This window comes from Streptomyces sp. VNUA24 (assembly GCF_029167005.1).
Lineage (GTDB): Bacteria > Actinomycetota > Actinomycetes > Streptomycetales > Streptomycetaceae > Streptomyces > Streptomyces scabiei.
In genome coordinates this window covers 8,754,161-8,770,169 of the sequence record NZ_CP119143.1, presented here as the reverse complement: position 1 = coordinate 8,770,169, position 16,009 = coordinate 8,754,161, and the positions used below count along the sequence as shown (strand labels likewise).

Annotated in this window: 14 protein-coding genes; 6 read left to right on the top strand and 8 right to left on the bottom strand. The window is 73.8% G+C overall.

Annotation, left to right across the window (positions count from 1 at the left end; translation table 11 throughout):
• Positions 1–64: 64 nt before the first annotated feature.
• A complete protein-coding gene (locus tag PYR72_RS37665) occupies positions 65–280 on the bottom strand; it encodes an I78 family peptidase inhibitor (protein ID WP_275459448.1) in 216 nt (71 codons plus the stop codon).
• 377 nt (positions 281–657) lie between these two features.
• Here PYR72_RS37665 and ctaD point away from each other — a divergent pair, with 377 nt between their 5' ends.
• Entirely contained in the window at positions 658–2,388 is a 1,731-nt protein-coding gene (gene ctaD / locus PYR72_RS37660; RefSeq protein WP_275459447.1) for a cytochrome c oxidase subunit I, read from the top strand.
• Here the strand turns inward: ctaD and PYR72_RS37655 are convergent.
• The 5 genes from PYR72_RS37655 to PYR72_RS37635 all read right to left on the bottom strand — a co-directional run bounded on the left by PYR72_RS37655 (position 2,297) and on the right by PYR72_RS37635 (position 7,506).
• Positions 2,297–3,307: a YafY family protein gene (locus PYR72_RS37655; RefSeq protein WP_275459446.1), complete on the bottom strand. Its 1,011-nt coding sequence runs from the start codon at positions 3,305–3,307 to the stop codon at positions 2,297–2,299. The two genes, ctaD and PYR72_RS37655, sit on opposite strands and share 92 nt — an antisense overlap.
• A gap of 59 nt (positions 3,308–3,366) precedes the next feature.
• Complete coding sequence (locus tag PYR72_RS37650; protein ID WP_275459445.1) at positions 3,367–4,203, bottom strand: hypothetical protein; 837 nt, start codon at positions 4,201–4,203, stop codon at positions 3,367–3,369.
• Positions 4,200–5,468 (bottom strand): glycosyltransferase family 4 protein, encoded by a 1,269-nt coding sequence (locus tag PYR72_RS37645; RefSeq protein ID WP_275459444.1) that lies wholly within the window; start codon positions 5,466–5,468, stop codon positions 4,200–4,202. Before PYR72_RS37645 ends, PYR72_RS37650 begins: the two co-directional genes overlap by 4 nt.
• A gap of 192 nt (positions 5,469–5,660) precedes the next feature.
• Positions 5,661–6,953, bottom strand: a complete 1,293-nt coding sequence (locus PYR72_RS37640) for an ABC transporter substrate-binding protein (protein ID WP_275459443.1) — start codon at positions 6,951–6,953, stop codon at positions 5,661–5,663.
• Positions 6,928–7,506 (bottom strand): hypothetical protein, encoded by a 579-nt coding sequence (locus tag PYR72_RS37635; RefSeq protein WP_275459442.1) that lies wholly within the window; start codon positions 7,504–7,506, stop codon positions 6,928–6,930. Before PYR72_RS37635 ends, PYR72_RS37640 begins: the two co-directional genes overlap by 26 nt.
• Before the next feature lie 122 nt (positions 7,507–7,628).
• Between PYR72_RS37635 and PYR72_RS37630 the strand changes: the two genes are divergently transcribed.
• Genes PYR72_RS37630 through PYR72_RS37620 form a run of 3 tightly spaced genes read left to right on the top strand, consistent with a single transcriptional unit; the run spans position 7,629 to position 11,904 of the window.
• Positions 7,629–8,141: a hypothetical protein gene (locus tag PYR72_RS37630; RefSeq protein WP_275459441.1), complete on the top strand. Its 513-nt coding sequence runs from the start codon at positions 7,629–7,631 to the stop codon at positions 8,139–8,141.
• Positions 8,141–11,263, top strand: a complete 3,123-nt coding sequence (locus tag PYR72_RS37625) for an ATP-binding cassette domain-containing protein (protein WP_275459440.1) — start codon at positions 8,141–8,143, stop codon at positions 11,261–11,263. Before PYR72_RS37630 ends, PYR72_RS37625 begins: the two co-directional genes overlap by 1 nt.
• On the top strand, positions 11,260–11,904 hold the full coding sequence (locus PYR72_RS37620; RefSeq protein WP_275459439.1) for an ATP-binding cassette domain-containing protein: 645 nt from the start codon (positions 11,260–11,262) through the stop codon (positions 11,902–11,904). Before PYR72_RS37625 ends, PYR72_RS37620 begins: the two co-directional genes overlap by 4 nt.
• A 17-nt stretch (positions 11,905–11,921) precedes the next feature.
• On the opposite strand, the gene PYR72_RS37615 is transcribed toward PYR72_RS37620, so the two are convergent.
• Positions 11,922–12,575, bottom strand: a complete 654-nt coding sequence (locus tag PYR72_RS37615) for a transglycosylase family protein (RefSeq protein WP_275459438.1) — start codon at positions 12,573–12,575, stop codon at positions 11,922–11,924.
• Between the two features lie 534 nt (positions 12,576–13,109).
• On the opposite strand from PYR72_RS37615, the gene PYR72_RS37610 reads away from it, so the two are divergent.
• Both PYR72_RS37610 and PYR72_RS37605 read left to right on the top strand, forming a co-directional pair.
• Entirely contained in the window at positions 13,110–13,880 is a 771-nt protein-coding gene (locus PYR72_RS37610; protein ID WP_013004736.1) for a hypothetical protein, read from the top strand.
• 179 nt (positions 13,881–14,059) lie between these two features.
• On the top strand, positions 14,060–14,416 hold the full coding sequence (locus PYR72_RS37605; RefSeq protein WP_059082142.1) for a hypothetical protein: 357 nt from the start codon (positions 14,060–14,062) through the stop codon (positions 14,414–14,416).
• 111 nt (positions 14,417–14,527) lie between these two features.
• Here the strand turns inward: PYR72_RS37605 and der are convergent, their stop codons facing one another.
• Positions 14,528–15,994 (bottom strand): ribosome biogenesis GTPase Der, encoded by a 1,467-nt coding sequence (der, locus tag PYR72_RS37600; RefSeq protein ID WP_275459437.1) that lies wholly within the window; start codon positions 15,992–15,994, stop codon positions 14,528–14,530.
• Positions 15,995–16,009: the final 15 nt, after the last annotated feature.

The window sequence follows — 16,009 nt, the reverse complement described above, 5'->3', positions numbered from 1 at the left end:
GGACGAAGGCCCGGCTCGCCACGAGCCGGGCCTTCGTCCGTCCCGCATCCCTCGATGCCGGGTCTCAGCCCTTCCAGGCGCGCCTCACCCGGCCGTCCTCGACCTCCAGGTTCAGCCTCCCGAAGCGGTACTCCATGGTGACGATCGCGCCCGGCGGCAGCTGTCTGACGGTGGACCAGCCGCGTTCCACGGCGCGGCGCTCGGCGTCCGGCGCCTGGAGTCCGACGTACCCGTCAGGGTCGTCCCGGGGCTCTTCGGAGGGGGTGGGAATCGGTGCCATGGCCGCCACGGTAGGCGGCCGGAGCTTCCCTGTCCTCCCGCAGTCACGCTTCTGTCACAGAACCACGACACCCGTTTCGGCCCAACGCAGTCACACGTTCGAGCGGTTCCTTACGCGTCGCCCGCGCTGCCGTACGGAATTCCCGGCGGCTTCGGCACCATCGCGAATAGCCCGTCGGAAAGCAGTCCGGGCCGTGTATGTCCGGTGCATGTCCAGCCTTTTCCCACCGATTCCCGGACGGCTGCCGGAAGCCCCCACCTCATGGGAAATACACGGTTCCCGCACACTTCCCCCGTACGCCCCCTGTCGGAGCCGCGGGGGCGCGAGCATCATGGCGTGCGGTACGGGCCCGGGACGCGGCGGCGAAGGGACGAGCGATGGGGACCGAGACCGCGCGGGCGGTGGCACGACCCGTCCGGGCGAAGGCGCCGGGACGGCTGGCGGCCGACTGGCTGACCACGACGGACCACAAGAAGATCGGCCACCTCTACCTGGTCACGTCGTTCCTGTTCTTCCTGGCGGCCGGCGCGATGGCGCTGGTCATGCGGGCCGAACTGGCCCGGCCGGGCACACAGATCGTGGACAACGAGCAGTTCAACCAGCTGTTCACGCTGCACGGCACGATCATGCTGCTGCTCTTCGCGACACCGACCTTCGCCGGGTTCGCCAACGAGATCATGCCGTTGCAGATCGGCGCGCCCGACGTCGCCTTCCCCCGGCTGAACATGCTGTCGTACTGGCTGTTCCTGTTCGGCGGGCTGATCGTGATGGGCTCGCTGCTGGTGCCGTCCGGGCCCGCCGACTTCGGCTGGTTCGCCTACGCGCCGCTGAACAGCCTGGAACGGTCACCGGGCATCGGGGCCGACATGTGGATCATGGGGCTGGCGCTGTCCGGTTTCGGCACGATCCTCGGCGCGGTGAACTTCCTGACCACGATCATCGGGATGCGCGCCCCCGGGATGACGATGTTCCGGATGCCGATCTTCACCTGGAACACGCTGTTCACGTCGATCCTGATCCTGATGGCGTTCCCGGTGCTCGCCGCCGCGCTCCTGGTGCTGGAGGCGGACCGGCGGTTCGGGTCGCAGGTCTTCGACGCGGCCAACGGCGGCGCGCTGCTGTGGCAGCACCTGTTCTGGTTCTTCGGGCACCCCGAGGTCTACATCATCGCCCTGCCCTTCTTCGGGATCATCACGGAGATCATCCCGGTCTTCAGCCGCAAGCCGATCTTCGGCTATCTCACGCTGGTCGGGGCCACGATGGCGATCACCGGGCTGTCGATCGTGGTGTGGGCGCACCACATGTTCGCCACGGGCGCGGTGCTGCTGCCGTTCTTCTCCTTCATGAGCTTCCTGATCGCCGTGCCGACGGGGGTGAAGTTCTTCAACTGGACGGGGACGATGCTGAAGGGCTCGCTGTCCTTCGAGACACCGATGCTGTGGGCGACCGGCTTCCTGGTGTCCTTCCTGTTCGGCGGCCTGACGGGGGTGATCCTGGCATCGCCGCCGATGGACTTCCACGTCACCGACTCGTACTTCGTGGTCGCGCACTTCCACTACGTCGTCTTCGGCACGGTCGTCTTCGCGACCTTCGCGGGCTTCTCCTTCTGGTGGCCCAAGTTCACCGGGAAGATGCTCGACGAACGGCTCGGCAAGATCCACTTCTGGACGCTGTTCGTCGGCTTCCACACCACCTTCCTGGTGCAGCACTGGCTGGGCGCCGAGGGCATGCCCCGGCGGTACGCCGACTATCTGGCCGCCGACGGCTTCACGGCCCTGAACACGGTCTCGTCGATCGGCGCGTTCCTGCTGGGCCTGTCCACGCTGCCGTTCCTCTACAACGTCTGGCGCACGTCCCGGTACGGGGTGCGGGTCGACGTCGACGACCCCTGGGGGTACGGCCGGTCGCTGGAGTGGGCGACCTCGTGTCCGCCGCCGCGCCACAACTTCGTGACGCTGCCCCGGGTCCGCTCCGAGGCGCCCGCGTTCGACCTGCACCATCCGCGGTTCGCGGCGATCACGCCGCCCCAGACGCGGAAGGGCCAGGAGCGGACGCCGCATCCCCGGTTCGGTCAAGAGCGGCCGACAGACGGTCCCGGAGGGTCCTGATGGTTCCGGTCAGCTCCGCCGGTTCGACGACCTCGAAGTCGACGCCGGTCATCATCACGTGAATGGCCATCACGTCCAGGCTCGGCGCCCCGGTGCGCAGCAGACAGCTGTGCTCGTCGTACGCCTCCAGGGTGCCCGCCGACGGCGAGATCAGTTCGGCGGCCTCGTCCAGGGGCACCAGCAGCCGTACGACGGCGTGCGCGGCGTACGCGGTGGTGGAGACCCCGCGTGAGACGTACGCGGCGAGGTCCTCGGCGGGTGGCTCGCGCGGGGTGAAGCGCGGGCCGTGCGGCGGTGTGGGCGTGACCCGGTCGACGCGGAAGGTGCGCCAGCCGGCGCGGTCGACGTCCCAGGCGACCAGGTACCAGCGGCGCTCGGTGCACACCAGGCGGTGCGGCTCGACGGTACGGCGGGTCGCGGTGCCGCCGTGGTCGCGGTACTCGAAGCGCAGCCGCTCGGCGTCCCGGCAGGCGTTGGCGAGTTCGGTGAGCACCGCGGGGTCGACCGCGGAGAGCTGCGGGCCGCGCAGCAGCGGCACGGTGAAGGCGTTCAGGGCGCCCACCCGGCGGCGCAGCCGGTGGGGCAGCACCTGTTCGAGTTTGGCGAGGGCGCGGACGGAGGACTCGCCGATGCCGTCGATGCCCTGCCCGGCGGCCGAGCGCAGCCCGACGGCCACCGCGACGGCCTCCTCGTCGTCGAGGAGCAGCGGGGGGAGTTCGGCCCCGGCGCCGAGCTGGTAGCCGCCGCCCGTGCCGGGACTGGCGTTGACGGGGTAGCCCAGCTCGCGCAGCCGGTCCACGTCGCGGCGGACCGTGCGCGCGGTGACCCCGAGGCGGCCGGCCAGTTCCGACCCGGACCATTCGCGGTGGGCCTGCAGCAGCGAGAGCAGGCGGAGCAGCCGTGCCGATGTCTCCAACATGGCAGGAGTCTCGCAGGGGTCGAGGACAGGTCGTGTCCTCGACCACCGCGGAACCTGGTTCAGCTCACGGCGACGACCGTGACCGACAGGTCGTTGTCGGCCGTGTAGAACGGCGCCGCCCGCACCGGGCCGTGCCCGGTCTCGACCCGCTCGTCGGGATAGACGAGGACGGGAGCCTTCTCGACGATGTCGTCGAGCAGCCGTGCGACACGCGCGCGCGGGCCGGTCTCCCCCCGCGGGCGCAGCCACAGGTCCCAGGTGCCGGGCCGCAGGGCGCCGTAGGGCACCGCGAAGCGCAGGGCGCCCCGGTCGTCCGGGACGAGGGCGGCCCGGACGGCGGGCGAGCGCCCCGCCCGGTCGGTCAGCTCGGCGTACGCCTCGGGCGTGGGTGCGGCGCCGTACACGCGGACGGTGACCTCCAGTCCACCCTCGCCGATGTGGAGCGCGCCCGCCTCGGCGTGCGGGGAGCGCTCCCAGCTGCGGACGCTGAGGTTGCCGTGCTTGGTGCCGTACGGGATGCGGACGGCGACCCGGCCGGCGGCGGGGGCCGGGGCGCGGTCGACGAGGGAGCGCAGGTCGTTGAGGCCGGGGGCGAGCCGGTGCGGCTCGTCGCCGACGACCTGGAGGTAGACGTCCCAGCGGCCCTCGGGGAGGTCCGTGCCGGTGGGCAGCGCGGTCCGCAGCCGGCCGTGGCCGGCCGGGGTCAGCGGCAGACGCGTCCGGTGATCGCCGCCGCGCAGGTGGAGCACGAGGTGGGCGGCGCCGGTCACCCCCGGGTCGGCGAGGTCGAAGGTCAGACCGCCGGCGAAGTCGGCGACACAGTCGGCGCGCGCCGGTGTGTCCCCGTCCCCCGGGTCGTCGCGGCGGGTGGGCTGCGGCGGAGGCGACATCATCATGCCGGGCGGCCCTTCCTGATCGCGGAGCGCGCGGAACGTCCGGCATCCCGAACGGCGTACGCGCTGCTGAGCAGAGCGCCACGGGTGCGGTGCAGTGAGCCGCGGACCCGGCCCATCGGCGAGGCGCCGCCCCGGGCGCGCAGTTCACCGAAGAGCGTCTCGTACCGCTCGGCGATACGGGCCGGGTCGAAGCGCTCGGAGTCCTGGAGCGCGGCGTGCGCCATCCGCCGCCGCTTGTCGTCGTCGTTGATGAGTTCCAGCAGGCCGTCGGCGATGGCCTCGACACTGCCGACCTCCACCAGACGGCCGTCGACGCCGTCGTCGATGATCTCGCCGGGGCCGTGCGGGCAGTCGGTGGAGACCACCGGCAGCCCGCAGCGCATCGCCTCGACGATCGTCATGCCGAAGGACTCCAGGCTGGAGGTGACGGCCGCGATGGACCCCTTGGCCCACTCGGGCTCGATGGGGGTGGCGGGGCCCATCAGGTACACGTGGTTGTAGAGGCCCATCGTGTCGACGAGGGAACGGAGCTTGTCCTTCTGCCTGCCGCTGCCGTAGATCCGCAGGCGCCAGTCGGGCCGCTCCCTGCGCACCTTGTCGAAGGCCCGCACGAGCAGGTCGTAGCGCTTCACGGGCGCGAGCCGGCCGGCGGCGACGACCCACTTGCCGGAGCCGTCGGCCGGGTCGACGCCCGGGGCGGGCACCGGGTTGGGCACGGCCTGCACGCGTACGCCGGGCAGGCGCATCCGCCCGTAGGCGCGCGCGTCGGCCTCCGTGGTCGTGGTGAGCGCGTCGAGCCGCGGGTAGACGCCGCGCAGGGTGGCGCGCAGGGCCGGGGAGTGGCTGTCGAGCGTGAGGTGCTCCTGGCCGACCCGGACCGGGCCGCGGCGGGTCTGCCGGGCCATGTGCACGTTCAGCCCGGGACGGGTGCCGACCAGGACGTCGGCGTCGACCGTGGAGAGGTACTCGGCGATGCGGCGGTCGGTCAGGGCGCTGTACTGGCCGTGACGGCCCTCCGCGCGCGGGAAGACCTTGGCCGGGCGCTCCAGGTCGGCGTGCCCCTGGTCCGCACCGCCCTTGCGGATGTCGACGAGGCCGCGCAGCCGGACCCTCGGGTCGATGTCGAAGACCGGCCCGTCACGGTGGCGGAAGACGGAGACGATCTCCACGTCGTGCTGTTCGGCGAGGGTGTTCGCGAGGTTGTACGTCGTGCGGATCGTTCCCCCGATGTTGTACGCGTTGTGTAGGAGAAAGGAAATGTGCATGCGTCCCCCGGAACCCCTGATTTCCCTGTTCATCCGTCGATTTCCCCGGTCATCCGTCCATGGCGGTGCTGGTCCACCACCACCCGGTTAGATCCGGTATCCCTGGGGAGGGTTGGAAGGCATCATCAACTTGTGCCGGAACGGTTGCCCGATCGATAGCCGGACGAGGGAACCTGTTCGCCCCTCGACGCATCAGGGGCTGTAGGGGAGTTGCGGGACGTCGAAGCAGTTCTCGGTCATGTCCCCCTGGGTCACCCAGCCCTTCCCGTCCTGCCAGCGGGCCACGGACACGCAGCTGCGGCGGGTGTGCGGGGGCTCGGCGAGCCGCTCGAAGCGGACGGGCAGAAGGAGGCCGTCGGCGGTGTAGGGCTCCTCGCGGTTCATGAACCGGTCGACGCACGCACGGGTGACGCCGTCCGGGTTTCCGGCGCACGAGCGCGCCGCGTCCGTGAACCACATCGCGGCCGCCCAGCCCTCCAGCTGCCACTGGGAGTGCGTCTTCAGCGTCTTCGTCGCCTCCCGGAACTCCCGCACGGCCCCGTCCCGCAGGTCCGCGTGGTTGCGGCTGGAGCCGGTGGCCCACAGGGCGTTGCGGCAGCGCGGGGCGTCCGCGTAGTCCTCGGCGATCGTGGAGGTCCAGTTCTGCACGTTGGTGACCTTGGCGGTGAGATCGACGCCCGCCGCGTCCAGCGCCGCGCACAGCCGGGCGTTGCCGTGGCCGTCGATGGCGTCGAAGACCAGGTCCACGCCCCGTTCCCCGATGTCGGCGGCGACCGCGCGGAAGTTGGGCAGCGCGAAGTCGACCTGTTCGGTGACGACCTCGTACCCCTCGGCCCTGAGCCCCCGCACGACCAGGCGGGCGTACGCGGCCGACGCGGGCTGGTTGTACGAGACGACGGCCGCGGTGCGGGCGCCGTGCTCGCGCCGGAAGTAGCGGTAGACCTCGGTGCCGCCGTACTGCTTCCCGTCCCAGCCCGTCGTGCCGTTCCGGGGCGCGAGGCTGCCGTAGAGGCTGTAGAGGTACGGGTAGGTGTCGTAGGCCGGGCCGATGGGCTGGCCCCCGATGTCGGGCACGTGCGCGCGGGCGACGCGGGAGGCGCCCGCGTAGTCGAGGGCGGTGGTGGCGACCAGCGCGACGACGCCGTCCTCCTCGACGAGCCGGTGCACGCACTCGTTGTTGCCGACGCCGCTGCCCCCGTCGTCGCACTCGCGCACCTCGACGCGGCGGCCGTCGATGCCGCCGCGCGCGTTCAGCGCGGTGAAGTAGGCCCTCGCCCCGTCGCGCGGCCCGGTGAACGCGCTCCCGCCGACCGGGCTGGTGACGCTGGTGATGATCCCGACGCGCAGCGGCTCGGCGCTCGCGGACGCCGTGCCGCGCCCCCGGTGCTCGAACTCGCTCTCCGGGAGCCGGCTGCCGCAGGCCGTCACCAGCAGGAGCAGCAGACCCGCGGCGGCCGTCTCAGCAGCCCGGACCCGGTGTCGCATTGCCGCTCAGCGCGACCAGTCCGCACAGCGTCTTGACGGAGAGCTTCCAGGTTCCGTCCTGCTCCACGGCCGTGCCCGCCGCGTCCGGCAGTGCCGTGGCACCCTCCAGCAGCAGGGTGTACGTCACGTCGGCGCCGGTCGCCGAGGTGAACGTCACCTTCTTGACCTCGGCCTCCACCTGCCCGCCGCGTTTGTCGCCGCTGAACGCGGCGAGGACCGGGCCCATCTTGTCGCCGTTCTCCAGCACGGCCTGCTTCTCCTTGGTGGAGGTGGCCGGGTCGAAGAACGTCTTCCAGTTCTTCTCGATCTGTTTCTCGGCGGCCGCGGGGTCGGCGGGTCCGCTCACGGTCACGGTCGTCTCGCCGGGCTCGGCCGTCGTGCGTTCCACGGTCGGCGTGGGCGGCGCCGTGTCGCCGCCTCCCCCGCTCTCGTCGCTGCACGCCGCGAGGGCCGGGGCGAGGAGGAGCAGCAGGGCGGCCGCCAGGGCCGTACCCCGTCCCGCCGTTGCGGGTCCGCGCCCGTTCGCCCGCCTGAGGTCGCTCCCGAGAACCATCTGGCTCACCACCGGGTGTCGGTCCGGGCGGTGCGCGCCCGGTGCTTTCAGGGTCAGGTTGCAGGGGGCATAGTGCAAGCCATCGGCTGAGATGGACAGACACACGACGTGTGGAGGCCCTGATGCGGACAGCCCGACCGCGCGACGCGCACCCCGTTCTCCGGGCCGCCTGGGCCGGCTGGGCCGCGCTCGCCGCCGGCGCGGTGCTGTGCGTCGTCGGCTGGTACGGCGTCTCCGGCGAGCGCTTCGCCGAACGCCAGCTCCCCTACCTGGCCTCCTGCACCGTGCCCGGCGCCGCACTGATCGTCGCGGGCGCGGTCCTCCTCGCCCGCGGCCGGGACGCCCTGGCCGCCTCGCGTGTCGAGGAGCTGTACGGCCTGCTGGTCGCCGCGGAGCCGTCCGCCGCCGAGGCCGAGGCGGCCGGGCGGGCGGCCACCGCGCCGCTCGCCGTCAGCGGCAGGCTGCTGATGGTGCCCGGGGGCACCCTCTGGCACCGCGCGGACTGCCCGCTGGTGGCGGGGAAGGCGGAGGCGGTACCGGTGGACTCACGGGTCCTGACCAGCGGTGAACTGCGCCCCTGCCCGATCTGCGAAGCACCGGACGGGAGCGGCCCGGCCGAGCCCGCGGAGGGCTGATGGCCTCGCTGACGTACGACCTCACGCTGGCGGGGCTGTCGGTCGGCAGCGCGGCGGCCCTCACCGGAATCGGCCTGATCGTCACCTACCGGGCGACGGGCGTCCTCAACTTCGCGCACGGGGCGATCGCGATGGTGTGCGCCTATCTGCTGCGCCAGTGCACCGTGGAGTGGGGGTGGCCGCTCTGGCTCGGCACCCTCGTGACCCTGCTGCTGGCCGCCCCCGCCCTCGGCCTGGCCCTGGAGCGCCTCGTCTTCCGCCCGCTCGCCGTGCTCGGCGGCGACCCCGCGCAGAGCCTCGTCGCCTCCCTCGGCGTCTTCGTCCTCCTCGTCGGCGGGGCCGTGCTGGTGTGGGGGCCGGGGGCGCGGGACGACGCGCCGACGCTGGTGCCGGGCGACCCGTGGGGCCAGCTGGCGGTGGTCGTGGCGGTCGCGGCGGCGGTGGGCACGGTGACCCGCCGGACGCGGTTCGGCCGCGAACTGCGGGCCGTCGTGGACGACCGCTCCCTCGCCGTCCTCGCCGGTGTCGACGCGGACCGGGTCGCCGCCGCGGGCTGGGCGTTCGGCTCCTTCACCGCGGGCCTGACGGGGGTCCTCCTGGCCCCGTACGTCCGCCTCGACCCCTACGGCATGCCGCTGCTGGTGATGGAGGTGGTCGCCGTGGCGGTCGCCGCCCGGATGCGCAGCCTCCCGGTGGCCGTGCTGGTCGCGCTGGGCATCGGGGTCGCCCAGAGCCAGTTGACCCGGTTCCACCCGCCGGGATGGGCGGAACCGCTGCTGCAGGCCGTGGGCGCCAACCTCTTCGTGGTCGCCCTGCTGGTCGCGGCGCTCGTCCTGCCCGGCGTGGGCGGCCGGGACACGCTGCCCCGCCCGGCGCCCGCGCGGGGCGGCACCCCCGCGGGCGTCTGGATCGTGGCGCTCGCGCTGTTCCTGCTCCCGCTCGGCTTCGCGGGCGGGGACCTGCACACCGCCGTCCAGGTCCCCGCGCTGGGCGTGATCCTGCTGTCCCTGGTCGTGGTGACGGGCCGGGGCGGCCAGATCTCCCTGGGCCAGGCCGCTTACGCCGGTCTGGGCGCGCTCTTCACGGCCCTGCTGTCGGCCGGCCGCCTCCCCTTCCTCCCGGCCCTCCCGGAGCTGACCGCCCTCCTCGTCGCCGTCCTCCTGGTGGCCCCGCTCGGCCTGCTGACCGGGGGGCCGGCCGTCCGCCGCCACGGTCTGGCGCTGGCCCTCGCCACCTTCGCCGTGGGCGTCGGCGTCAGCCGCTTCGTCTTCGCCCAGCCCTACGCGGCCTCGGGCCCGGCCCCGACCCGCCCCGCGGGCTTCGAGGGGGACCGCGCCTACTACGCCCTGGAGCTGGTCCTGCTGCTCCTGGCCCTGCTGGCCACCCGCGCCCTGCGCCGGGGCCGCACCGGCCGGGCCCTCGCCGCCCTGCGGGACCACGAGCCGGGCGCGTCGGCGGCGGGCGTGCGGGTGCCGTCGCTGAAGCTGGCCGCGTTCGTGGCGGGAGCCGCGCTGGCCGCCCTCGGCGGCGGCATGCTCGCCATGGGCGTCCGCGCCTTCGACCCGGCCGCCTTCGACCCCGTCCGCGGCCTTCTCTGGTTCGCCGCGATCGTCGTCCTGGGCGCCGACAGCACCCTCGGCGCCCTCGCGGCGGCGGCCCTCCTGGTGGGCCTGGACGCGGGCACGAAGGGCGGCGTGGCGGCGGCGCTGATCGGCCTCCTGGCGGCCCTGGTGGGCCGCTTCCCGGGCGGCCTCCAGGAGGCCCTGGCGCGCCTGCGTGCCGGGCCGGGCCACCGGCACGCACTGACGCCGACGGGGGTACGGGCCCGGCAGCGGGTCCGGGCGGGCAGGGCGAGCGGCGGGGATGCCGCGCGGGCGGGCCGGGGCGCTCCACTCAGGGCGGCGGAGGCCCGGGGCACGCCCGGCACCACCGAGGCAGAGCGGGGCGTGTCCGGGGCTCCGCCGCCCCCACGGGCCGGGAACGAGCCCGGCCCGGCCCACGCCGAGCGACCGGCCGGGACCGGTACGACGGGAACGGCCCCAGGCACACCCGCCACGCCGGAGGCCGGCCAGGGCGAGCCACGTACGGCCGGGGTGGGCCGGGGCGGATCCGACGCGCCACCGCCGCCACCGCCACCACAGCCACCACAGACCGGGAACACGCCCGGCGTCGCCCGCACCACCGGACCGGCCGGAACCGAACCCGGCACGGATGCGGGCGCGGATGCGGATGCGGATGAGGGCGCGGTCGGGTCGCCGACGGACGGGCCGGGCGCCCCCCGGCCCGCGGCTCGCGGCGGGGAGCGCCCCGGCACCCCGTCCCCGCCGCCCCGGTCCGGGACGGACCCCGGCACCGGCACCGGCGTCGGACCCGCTCCGCCCGGTGCCCGCACAGGTGCCCCGTCCTCGGCGGTCGCCCTCCAGGCCCGGCGGCTCCGCGTGGGGTACGGCGGCCTCGTCGCGCTCGACGGGGTCGACCTCGACGTGCATCCCGGGCGGGTCGGCGCGGTGGTGGGCCCCAACGGGGCCGGGAAGAGCACCCTCTTCCACTGTCTCGCCGGGACGTTGCGGCCCGGCGAGGGGCGGGTGCGGCTCGGCGGACGGGACGTCACGAGGCTTCCGGCGCACGCGCGCACACGGCTCGGTATCGCCCGGACGTTCCAACAGCTCGCGGTCTTCCCGTCGTTGACCGTGGCGGAGAACGTACGCGTGGGCGCCGAGCAGGGTCGCGTGTCCGACCCCGCGGCCGCGGAGCGGGCGTTGCGGCTGTTCGGGCTGGACGGGGCGGTACGGACGGCCCCGGCGGCCGGGCTGCCGACGGGGACGCTGCGGCGGGTGGAGCTGGCGCGGGCCCTCGCCGGAAGCCCCCGGGTGCTGCTGCTCGACGAGCCCGCCGCAGGACTCGACACGGCCGAGGTGGCCGCCCTGGCCCGCGTCCTGCGCGCCCTCGCCGACGACGGCACGGCCCTGCTGGTCGTCGAGCACGACCTCGACCTCGTCGCGGACCTCGCCGACGTCGTGCACGTCATGGCGGCGGGCCGGATCGTCGCCTCCGGTCCCCCCGGCCACGTCCTGCGCGCACCGGGCCCGCTCGGCCCGCTCGACCCGGCGGTGGACCGATGACCCTCCTCTCGCTGCGCCGCGTCCGCGTGCGCTACGGCCCCCTGGAGGCCCTGCACGGCATCACCCTCGCCGCCCCGGGCCCCGGTCTCACCGTCCTGCTGGGCCGCAACGGCTCCGGCCGCACGACGGCACTGCGGGCCCTCGCCGGCACGGTCCCGCTCTCCGGCGGCGCCGTGGTGTGGGACGGGGCCGACGTGACCCGGACACCGGCGTACGAGCGGGCCCGGCGGGGTCTCGTCCTCGTCCCCGAGCGGCGGGCGGTCTTCGGTTCGCTCACCGTGCGCGAGAACCTCGAACTGGCCACGCCGGACCTCTCGTACGCCCTGGACGCCTATCCGCGGCTCGGTGCCCTGCTCCCCCGCCGCGCCGGCACCCTCTCCGGGGGCGAACAGCGCATGCTCGCCCTCGCCCGGGCCCTGTCGGTGCCCACGCGGCGGGTCGTGCTCGTCGACGAGCCCGCCCAGGGGATGTCACCGGCGGTCGCGGCCCGCACGTACCACCTGCTGAGCCGCCTCGACGCCTGTGTGGTCGTCGCCGAACAGCGCCTGCCGCCGGGGCTGCGGGACGTGCCGGGCGTCCTCGTGCACGAACTGCGGCGCGGGACGGTGGTGTTCGCCGGCGAGGCGGCCGAGCTCGCGTGACGGGCCCGGCGGACGGGTCAGAGGTCGAGCCGCTGGCCCGGCACGATCAGGTCGGGGTCGCCCCCGATGACGGCCCGGTTGGCGGCGTAGACCTGCCGCCAGGTGGTTCCGTGCCGGGCGGCGATGCCGTTCAGCGTGTCGCCCTGCCGGACGGTGTAGTCGCCGCGGGACGAGCCCCGGTCCGCGTGGCCGACGGGCCGTGACGGGGTCGTTCCGGCGGACTTCTCCGGCCGCGCGGGGGCGGCCCGGTCCGATCCGGTCGTGGCCGCTCCGGCGGAGGGCGCGCCGGGCGCGCTGCCGGTCGCCCCGGCCCGGCGGGAGCAGGTGGGCCACGCTCCCCAGCCCTGGGCCCGCTGGACCTTGGTGGCGATCTCGATCTGCTGGGACCGGGAGGCCCGGTCGGCGGTCGCCGCGTAGGCGGTGCCGCCGTAGGCACGCCAGGTGGAGGCGGCGAACTGCAGGCCGCCGTAGTAGCCGTTGCCGGTGTTGATGTGCCAGTCGCCGCCGCTCTCGCACCGGGCGATGCGGTCCCACACCCCGCCGTCGGCCGCCGAGGCGGTGCCGGTCAGGGTCAGCAGTCCCAGCGGGGCGAGCAGCGCCGCCCCGGCGAGGACGGCGGTCGTACGCGTCCTGCGGGCGTCGGCGCGGGTGGTATCAGCACATTCGGACATGAAGATCCCTCTCCACGGACCCGGGGTCCCCCCGAGCGGGGCGCTTCCCGCGCATGGACGCGGGTGTCGCGCTCCGCCCCGTCCGCCGGAGATGGTGCTGCGCGCAGTCTGGCTCTGCGCGGCCGGCGGACGTACCCGAGCGGTGCTCGTTGCACACGGCCGGGAATCTAGGGAGGTTGACGAGCTGTCAGCAAGCGATCGCCCGTCCCGGGAGGCCAGTTCGCCGTTACCGCGAGTAGCGGCCAGATCCGGCCACCCATTTCATTCCCTGATTTCCGGATATGTCGACCAAGTGACCCGATGGCCTGTGACCCACCTCACCGGATCAACTTCCCCGGACCTCGGGGAAGTTGGCGCGGAGTAACCGATTCCACCCAAGGATTCACGCTGCGCTGCGGTTGGTTCGATTCCGTTCGTCGTCGGGCGTGACTCCGGCCACAGATCGCCCGTTGTCTTCTGCATGAGCCGGAACCTCCGTGCTCATGGGCCGGGCGCCACCCGGCACCGACACGCACCGCATCCCGAGGAGCCACCGTGCCGCGCATGCTCGACGTCAGCGACGAGGTACGCGCCGAGATCGGCGACGAAGAGGCCGACCGGCTGCTCGCCGGAGAGAACGCCCCCGGCGGCTACGACTGCACGTCGTGCCGCACCCCCGGCGACTCCGAGCAGGAGCGCACCAGCACCGTCCTCTTCGTGGGCGACGAGACAGCCGTGCTCGCCTTCGCCCACTCCACCTGTCTGCCCTCCCAGGTCGTCCAGGTCACCGAGGAGCAGTTGCAGGGCGCCGCCCGTTCCATCGCCGGGGACAGCCCGGCCCAGGCCGCGCCCGAGCAGGCCGTGCTCGGCGTCACCAGCGGACTGATCCTGCTCAGCGGCGAGCTGCACCCGGCGCTGGTCGTCGAACCGACCGCCCCCATCGCCCGCCCCGGCAGCACCGGCGCCGGTGACGACTTCCTGCCGCTGCTCATCGAGCAGGGCTTCATGCCGCTCCCCCAGATCGACTCCGTCCCGCCCGTGCTGCACGGCTGGTCGGTCCTGCTCGCCATGGGGCAGCTGCACGCCATCCTGCAGCCGGGCACCACCGGCGGTTCACCGGTCGCCTGGTGGCAGGCCCACCAGGCGCTGCAGGTCGCCGACGCGTGGCGGGCCGCCGCCAACAAGCACCAGCAGGTCCTGATGTTCGCGGCGCCGGTGGGGTCGATCGGGCGGCAGCCCCGGGAGGACCTGCTGCGGGACGCCCTCGACAAGGCCGCGGCGAACGGGAAGCTGGTGGCGGCGACCCTGCCGCTGGCCGGCACCTGAGCGGCCCCGCCCGCCGGAGCCGTCACGCCCCGCCCCTCGGGGCGCGATCCCTTCCCGGAGCCCGACTTCCCGGAGGCCGAATGGTTGAGGCAGCGCATCCCTTCCGGGGCGGGGTCGTTGGCACAGGCGTGCACGCATACGACGCTCCCCGCCGCCCGTCCTACCAGTCGATCCCGTCCATGCGGCCGACCCAGGATCCTTCGGCCACGCCCATCTACGACACGCTCTACGCGGAGTGGGTCAGGAGCTACCGGACCCTGCCGGGCGACCGGCACGGGGAGGAGGATCTGGGGTTCACGGGCTTCGGCACCCCGGCGCACGGCTCCGGCGGACCACGCTCCACCGGGTCGTACACCTCCGGTTCGTACGGCGCCCGGCACGCGGCGGGGCATCTCGCCACCCAACGCGAGACCCAGCCCGGTCACACGTCCGGGACGACGGCCGTGTGGCAGCCGGTCGGCCGCATCCCCACCGGGCACACGGGGATGCACCACATCCCGTCGCCCCTGCCCCCGAACCCGCGCCGGGGTCTGTGACCACGCGGAGACGCGAAGCGGCGCGCAGGGACACAGGAGGAGGGCGGCCGCCCGAGGGTCCGATGACCTCGGGCGGCCGCCCTCCTCACACGCGTGCCGTGGGCGCCGACGCTACTTCTTCTTCTGGCCGCCGCGCTTCTCGCGCACCCGGACCGAGATGTGGATCGGGGTGCCCTCGAAGCCGAACTCCTCCCGCAGACGGCGCTCGATGAAGCGCCGGTAGCCCGCCTCGATGAAGCCGGAGGCGAAGAGGACGAAACGCGGGGGCTTGGTGCCGGCCTGGGTGCCGAACAGGATGCGGGGCTGCTTGCCGCCGCGGATCGGGTGCGGGTGGCTGGCGACCAGCTCGCCGAGGAAGGAGTTCAGACGGCCCGTCGGGACGCGGGTCTCCCAGCCGGCGAGCGCCGTCTCGATCGCGGGGACCAGCTTCTCCATGTGCCGGCCGGTGCGCGCCGAGACGTTGACCCGGGGCGCCCAGGCGATCTGGCCGAACTCGGTCTCGATCTCCCGCTCCAGGTAGTAGCGGCGCTCCTCGTCGAGGGTGTCCCACTTGTTGTACGCGACGACCAGCGCGCGGCCGGCCTCGACCGCCATCGTCACGATGCGCTGGTCCTGGACCGAGATGGACTCGGAGGCGTCGATGAGGATGACCGCCACCTCCGCCTTCTCGACAGCCGCCGCGGTGCGCAGCGAGGCGTAGTAGTCGGCGCCCTGCTGGAGGTGGACCCGCTTGCGGATGCCCGCGGTGTCGACGAACTTCCAGGTGACACCGCCGAGTTCGATCAGCTCGTCGACCGGGTCACGGGTCGTGCCCGCGATCTCGTTGACGACGACGCGCTCCTCGTTGGCCACCTTGTTCAGGAGCGAGGACTTGCCGACGTTCGGACGGCCGATCAGCGCGATGCGGCGGGGGCCGCCGACCACGGTGCCGAAGCTCTGCTCGGGCGCCTCCGGCAGGGCCTCCAGGACGGCGTCCAGCATGTCGCCGGTGCCGCGGCCGTGCAGCGAGGAGACCGGGTGGGGCTCACCGATGCCGAGGGACCACAGGGCGGTCGCGTCGGCCTCGCCGCTCGGGCCGTCCACCTTGTTGGCGCACAGCACCACGGGCTTGTTGGCCTTGCGCAGCAGCCGGACGACGGCCTCGTCGGTGTCGGTGACGCCGACCTTGGCGTCCACGACGAAGACGACGGCGTCGGCGGCCTCGATGGCGTACTCGGCCTGCGCGGCCACGGAGGCGTCGATGCCGAGGACGTCCTGCTCCCAGCCGCCGGTGTCGACGACCTTGAAGCGGCGGCCCGCCCACTCGGCCTCGTAGGTGACGCGGTCACGGGTGACGCCGGGCTTGTCCTCGACGACCGCCTCGCGGCGGCCGATGATGCGGTTCACGAGCGTCGACTTGCCGACGTTCGGACGGCCGACGACGGCGAGGACGGGCAGCGGGCCGTGCCCCGCCTCCTCGATCGCGCCCTCGACGTCCTCGACGTCGAAGCCCTCTTCCGCGGCGAGCTCCATGAACTGCGCGTACTCGGCGTCGCCAAGCTCTCCGTGCTCGTGCTCGGAGGGAAACTGGTCGTTCATGAAGTCCGTACCTCG

Coding starts and splice junctions, on each gene's coding strand:
- der (WP_275459437.1), bottom strand. CDS start 15,994: ATGAACGACCAGTTTCCCTCCGAGCACGAGCACGGAGAGCTTGGCGAC.
- PYR72_RS37655 (WP_275459446.1), bottom strand. CDS start 3,307: ATGTTGGAGACATCGGCACGGCTGCTCCGCCTGCTCTCGCTGCTGCAG.
- ctaD (WP_275459447.1), top strand. CDS start 658: ATGGGGACCGAGACCGCGCGGGCGGTGGCACGACCCGTCCGGGCGAAG.
- PYR72_RS37640 (WP_275459443.1), bottom strand. CDS start 6,953: ATGCGACACCGGGTCCGGGCTGCTGAGACGGCCGCCGCGGGTCTGCTG.
- PYR72_RS37625 (WP_275459440.1), top strand. CDS start 8,141: ATGGCCTCGCTGACGTACGACCTCACGCTGGCGGGGCTGTCGGTCGGC.
- PYR72_RS37620 (WP_275459439.1), top strand. CDS start 11,260: ATGACCCTCCTCTCGCTGCGCCGCGTCCGCGTGCGCTACGGCCCCCTG.
- PYR72_RS37630 (WP_275459441.1), top strand. CDS start 7,629: ATGCGGACAGCCCGACCGCGCGACGCGCACCCCGTTCTCCGGGCCGCC.
- PYR72_RS37650 (WP_275459445.1), bottom strand. CDS start 4,203: ATGATGATGTCGCCTCCGCCGCAGCCCACCCGCCGCGACGACCCGGGG.
- PYR72_RS37665 (WP_275459448.1), bottom strand. CDS start 280: ATGGCACCGATTCCCACCCCCTCCGAAGAGCCCCGGGACGACCCTGAC.
- PYR72_RS37635 (WP_275459442.1), bottom strand. CDS start 7,506: ATGGTTCTCGGGAGCGACCTCAGGCGGGCGAACGGGCGCGGACCCGCA.
- PYR72_RS37645 (WP_275459444.1), bottom strand. CDS start 5,468: ATGCACATTTCCTTTCTCCTACACAACGCGTACAACATCGGGGGAACG.
- PYR72_RS37615 (WP_275459438.1), bottom strand. CDS start 12,575: ATGTCCGAATGTGCTGATACCACCCGCGCCGACGCCCGCAGGACGCGT.
- PYR72_RS37605 (WP_059082142.1), top strand. CDS start 14,060: ATGCGGCCGACCCAGGATCCTTCGGCCACGCCCATCTACGACACGCTC.